The organism is Vibrio halioticoli NBRC 102217 (assembly GCF_000496695.1).
Lineage (GTDB): Bacteria > Pseudomonadota > Gammaproteobacteria > Enterobacterales > Vibrionaceae > Vibrio > Vibrio halioticoli.
Genome location: NZ_BAUJ01000095.1, coordinates 1 through 4,928 on the forward strand (window position 1 = coordinate 1; position 4,928 = coordinate 4,928).

The following is a 4,928-nucleotide window of genomic DNA, read 5'->3' on the forward strand; positions in this document are numbered from 1 at the left end:
TTTCTTGCGCTAGTTCTGATCACTTACTTAGTGTGATTGGTATTATATTTACAGTGTAAATTATGGCGCAAGACGCTCAATTTCCCACTGTTGAGCATCACCCACACGAGTATAGATAAATCTATCATGTAAACGATTAGCTCCACCTTGCCAAAATTCGATAGATTCAACCTTAATACGATATCCACCCCAGAATGAAGGCATAGGTATTTCACCATCAGAGAACTTCTTTTTAAGCTCTAAAAACTTACCTTCCAAAATTCCACGCGCTGAGATGCGTGAGCTTTGCTTGCTGGCTATTGCCGCTAACTGACTGCCTTTTGGACGAGAAGTGAAGTATTTAAAGTTTTCTGCCGCAGTCAATTTTTCAGCCACACCAGTCACATGAACTTGTCGCTCTAATGGATGCCACGGAAAGTGCAGGCTAATTTTGTTGTTATCTTGTAGATGAAGCGCCTTACGACTGCCTAGATTGGTGTAAAATACAAAGCCTTGGTCATCAAGACTTTTTAACAGCACAATTCGTTGATACGGCTGACCGTTTTCATCAACGGTTGCCACTGTCATTGCGGTAGGATCCGTCAACTCTGCTTCAATCGCCTGCTCTAACCATAAATTAAACTGATCAACGGGGTTTTCTTTTAAATTCTTTCTGCGTAAACCGCCCAGCGTATAGTCGCGACGAATATCCGTTAACTTCATTTCACATCCTCAAATGACTTTTGTTAAATTTTGCGCTTTCGAGATAAATATCTCAAGAAGGTTTTGCATGTATATTCATTTAGCTTAACTCTGTTCTCATTTTTTGGAACATATTTGACATAAAACGGGGGAATCTATTTGTGAAATAATAATTATACTTAAAATTCAATCATCTAGAGCACCTATCCTTGTTACACAATAGCCAATAATAAAGCGCATTTACTTAACATTTACAACAAATCAACATACTATAGGAGTATGTCTTTGTTAGTGGCTCTAATCACTCTCTCACCCTAGCAGTAGACTCTTTTTCCCTTAATCACTCTATGCGCAAATGGATGGCCTATGAGTCAAGAGAAGCTAAAAAACCTCGGTCGAACCGAGTTAGAGTACGTTGATGATAAAACTGCAGCGCTACTGCTAAATACACCTTCAAACGCCCGGCTTTTACTATGGTTGGTTTTGGTTTTTTTTGGCTGTGCCGTTGCATGGGCGAACTGGGCCGAAATCGACAAAGTCACCGTGGGAAATGGCAAGGTCATTCCTTCAAGCCAATTGCAAATCGTACAAAATTTAGAAGGTGGCTTAGTTAAAGCCATTCTGGTACGAGAAGGTCAACAAGTCACCCAAGGACAGCAACTATTGCTGATTGATGATACGCGCTTTCAATCTGACTTCAGAGAGCGCGAACAGCAAGTCTACAACTTAACAGCCAAAGTTTTGCAACTCTCCGCATCGGTCGCCAGCATCGAAGTAAAAGATAACGTTACTCTAAGAAATTGGCGCGATAGCGTGGTCATTCACACTAATAAACTGGTGTACCCAACTAATTTTGAAGAAACTCAACCAAAACTAGCCGCTAGACAGCGTGTTGAGTATCGACAAGATCTGGGCAATTTAAAAAACCAACTTAAAGTGATTGACGAAAGAGTTGACCAAAAAATTCAAGATATGAACGAGACTCGTGGCCGAATTTCAAACCTTAAACAAGCGAATGAGTTCGCACAAAAAGAATATGACCTAATGGAACCGCTAGCAATAGAAGGCATAGTTCCGCAAATTGAGTTCATCAAACTAAAGCGTCAAGTTATTGATACTAAAAGAGAACTTGATTCAGCTCGAGGGCAAGTTCCTGTACTCAATGCCGCTATTAGAGAAAAACTGCTTAGTCGAGTTGACGCCGCTCTTGATTTTCGCTCTGAACAACAAGAAAAGCTAAATCAAAGCCAAGATGAATTATCAGCACTGACCCAAAGCACTGTTGGACTCGAAGATAGGGTCAGTCGTACGGTGGTGACCTCCCCTGTCACTGGTACTATAAAAAAACTGTACACCAATACGGTAGGAGGCGTTATTCAGCCGGGTATGGATTTGGTGGAAATCGTTCCTACTGAAGATGTGCTCGTCGTGGAAGCGAAGATTGCGCCGCAAGATATCGCCTTTTTACGACCTGATCTGCCAGCCATCGTAAAATTTAGTGCTTATGACTTCACTAAATACGGCGGCTTACAAGGCAAACTTGACCATATCAGCGCAGACACCATTCAAGATGAAGAAGGAAATAGCTTTTATCTTGTACGCGTTCGCACCGAACAAACAGAGTTTGGTAACAACGGTCAATTACCGATTATTCCAGGGATGACAGCTTCGGTAGACATTATTACGGGCAAGCACACTGTGCTCGATTACCTACTAAAACCCGTGCTAAGTGCTAAGGGACGTGCTCTGCGTGAATAAACAAAGACTTACACGCAAATTTCGAAAGCATGATCAAGGGTTTCCTTGTCAATAATCAAAGGCTTATGTGAATAACATTCATACTCACGACAAGCAGACAGTTGGTCTTAAGATTACTATTGGATTACACGGCTAGATGAATGCAGCCAAGGATGACAACGCATGAAAGACTCATTATTACATTCACTTATCTATGTCAGTCGCTACTACGGCCTCTCCAATTCGCCAGAAGCACTGTTAAATGGATTGCCATTACCTGACGGTAAACTAACGCCTATTTTATTTTCACGAGCCGCACAACGAGCTGGGTTGGTCGCAAAAGAACAATCGGCGTCACTGACCAAAGTATCAACCCTAGTACTGCCTGCCATATTACTAACAGGTGAAAACGAAGCCTGCGTTTTACTCAGTGTCGATAACGATAATGGACAAGCAGAAATTGTCAGTACCAAAACAGGATTTGTCGCCACAACAGTAACGCTTGCCGATCTGGAAGAAGATTATAGTGGCCGCTATTTTTTAATAAAAAAACAGTTCCGCTTTGATCAACGCTCTCCCGAAATACTCAAAACCCGCAAAGGGCATTGGTTTTGGGGTACATTAAAAGAATCACGCTCTATTTACCGTGATGTTTTAATTGCCTCAATTTTGATCAATATTTTCGCTATTGCCACTCCCCTATTTACTCGAATTGTCTACGATAAAGTTGTCCCCAATTTAGCCTTTGAATCTTTATGGGTGCTGGCGAGCGGTATTGTGGTCATTTTTATCTTTGACTTACTGCTTAAATCACTTCGAAGTTACTTCATTGATGTCGCAGGTAAAAAGTCAGACATTCTGATTTCGTCGAAACTGTTTAGCAAAGTAATGGGAATTAGAATGGAAGCCCGCCCACCGTCAGTTGGAGCATTTGCCAGACACCTGCAAGAGTTTGAATCTATTCGAGAGTTTTTCACCTCAGCCACCATTGCGGCATTGATCGATTTACCTTTTGCTCTGCTGTTTTTATTAGTCATTTGGCTGATTGCAGGCAACGTAGTGTTAGTGCCTATTGTGTGTGTGACTTTACTTATTTTACATTCACTCATTATTCAACGACCGCTACGCAACAGCATTGAAGAAGGCTCTCGCTTAGCTTCGCAGAAATACGCCAACTTAATTGAAAGTTTGGCCGGATTAGAATCATTAAAAATATTTGGCGCGCAAAGTCAGTTTCAATATCGCTGGGAAGAAGCCGTTGCACATATGGCAAACTGGAACATCAAAAGTCGTCGTATCACTGACGGCGTACAAAACTCGGCAGGTTTTCTACAACAAGCGTCCAATGTGGGTATGTTGATAATGGGTGTTTATCTTATCTCAGAAGGTGAACTGACCATGGGGGGATTGATTGCCGCCACAATGCTCAGTGGTCGCGCTATTGGTCCTTTAGTTCAGGTTGCGCTACTTTCAACACGCTACAATCAAGCAAAATCGTCAATGACTATTATTGAGCAAGTCATGAGCATGCCCGATGAGCAAGAAGAAGATAAACGTTACATCCACCGCCCAGTACTGCAAGGCAAAATTGAGCTCGATAAAGTCAGCTTCAATTACCCTGATTCTCCCGTTTCTTCTATTAGAGATCTCAGCATCACTATTCGTCCTGGTGAGAAGGTGGCGATTATAGGGCGTATTGGTTCGGGTAAAACAACTCTTGAGCGTCTCATTATGGGCCTGTATAAGCCGACACAGGGTCATATTCGCATTGATGATACCGACATCCAACAATTGCACCATACTGACGTGAGAAGCAACATAGGCTGTGTACCACAAGACATCACTTTATTTTACGGTTCAATCCGTGACAACATTACCCTTGGCAAACAACTGGCCGAAGATGATGAGGTATTACTTGCGGCTAAACGCGCTGGTGTCACGGACTTCACCATGAAAGACCCGGCTGGATTAGAAAGACAAGTCGGTGAAGGGGGTCAACTTCTCTCTGGAGGACAACGTCAAGCGGTTGCCATTGCCCGAGCATTTCTGGGTAGACCTCCGGTGCTATTACTTGATGAACCAACCAGTGCGATGGATAACCGCTCGGAAGCCTTAATAAAATCAGAACTACAAAACCTATCTAAACAAGAAACACTGGTGCTTATCACTCATAAGACTTCCATGCTCGAAGTGGTCGATCGCTTAATTGTAATGAGTGCTGGAAGTGTTGTAGCCGATGGTCCAAAAGAAAAGGTGTTAGCCGAGCTTAAAAAAGGAAACTTAAAGAGTGTGAATAATACCAATCATACTAAATAATTGGTATCAATAACGATTTACACTGTAAATTATACCAATCGTACTAAATAACTGGTCATTCTAGCTTGTTAAAATGCTCGATAACGGCGTTAGAATTTTTGATTGTAGAATAACTACTTATCGAAAAATTCTGCCTTGTTCTCGAGAATTTTTCCTGCGCTAGCTCCGATCACTTACTTAGTGTGATTGGTATT

3 protein-coding genes are annotated in these 4,928 nt (G+C 42.0%); 2 read left to right on the top strand and 1 reads right to left on the bottom strand.

The annotated features are described in order from the left end of the window. Window positions 1–60: 60 nt before the first annotated feature. Complete coding sequence (pdxH, locus tag VHA01S_RS17610) at window positions 61–702, bottom strand: pyridoxamine 5'-phosphate oxidase (RefSeq protein ID WP_023405696.1); 642 nt, start codon at window positions 700–702, stop codon at window positions 61–63. A gap of 345 nt (window positions 703–1,047) precedes the next feature. Here pdxH and VHA01S_RS17615 point away from each other — a divergent pair, with 345 nt between their 5' ends. Continuing rightward, a complete protein-coding gene (locus tag VHA01S_RS17615; RefSeq protein WP_023405697.1) occupies window positions 1,048–2,439 on the top strand; it encodes an HlyD family type I secretion periplasmic adaptor subunit in 1,392 nt (463 codons plus the stop codon). A gap of 162 nt (window positions 2,440–2,601) precedes the next feature. Further along, a complete protein-coding gene (locus VHA01S_RS17620; RefSeq protein WP_023405698.1) occupies window positions 2,602–4,734 on the top strand; it encodes a type I secretion system permease/ATPase in 2,133 nt (710 codons plus the stop codon). The last annotated feature ends 194 nt before the right edge of the window (window positions 4,735–4,928 follow it).

Coding starts and splice junctions, on each gene's coding strand:
- VHA01S_RS17620 (WP_023405698.1), top strand. CDS start 2,602: ATGAAAGACTCATTATTACATTCACTTATCTATGTCAGTCGCTACTAC.
- VHA01S_RS17615 (WP_023405697.1), top strand. CDS start 1,048: ATGAGTCAAGAGAAGCTAAAAAACCTCGGTCGAACCGAGTTAGAGTAC.
- pdxH (WP_023405696.1), bottom strand. CDS start 702: ATGAAGTTAACGGATATTCGTCGCGACTATACGCTGGGCGGTTTACGC.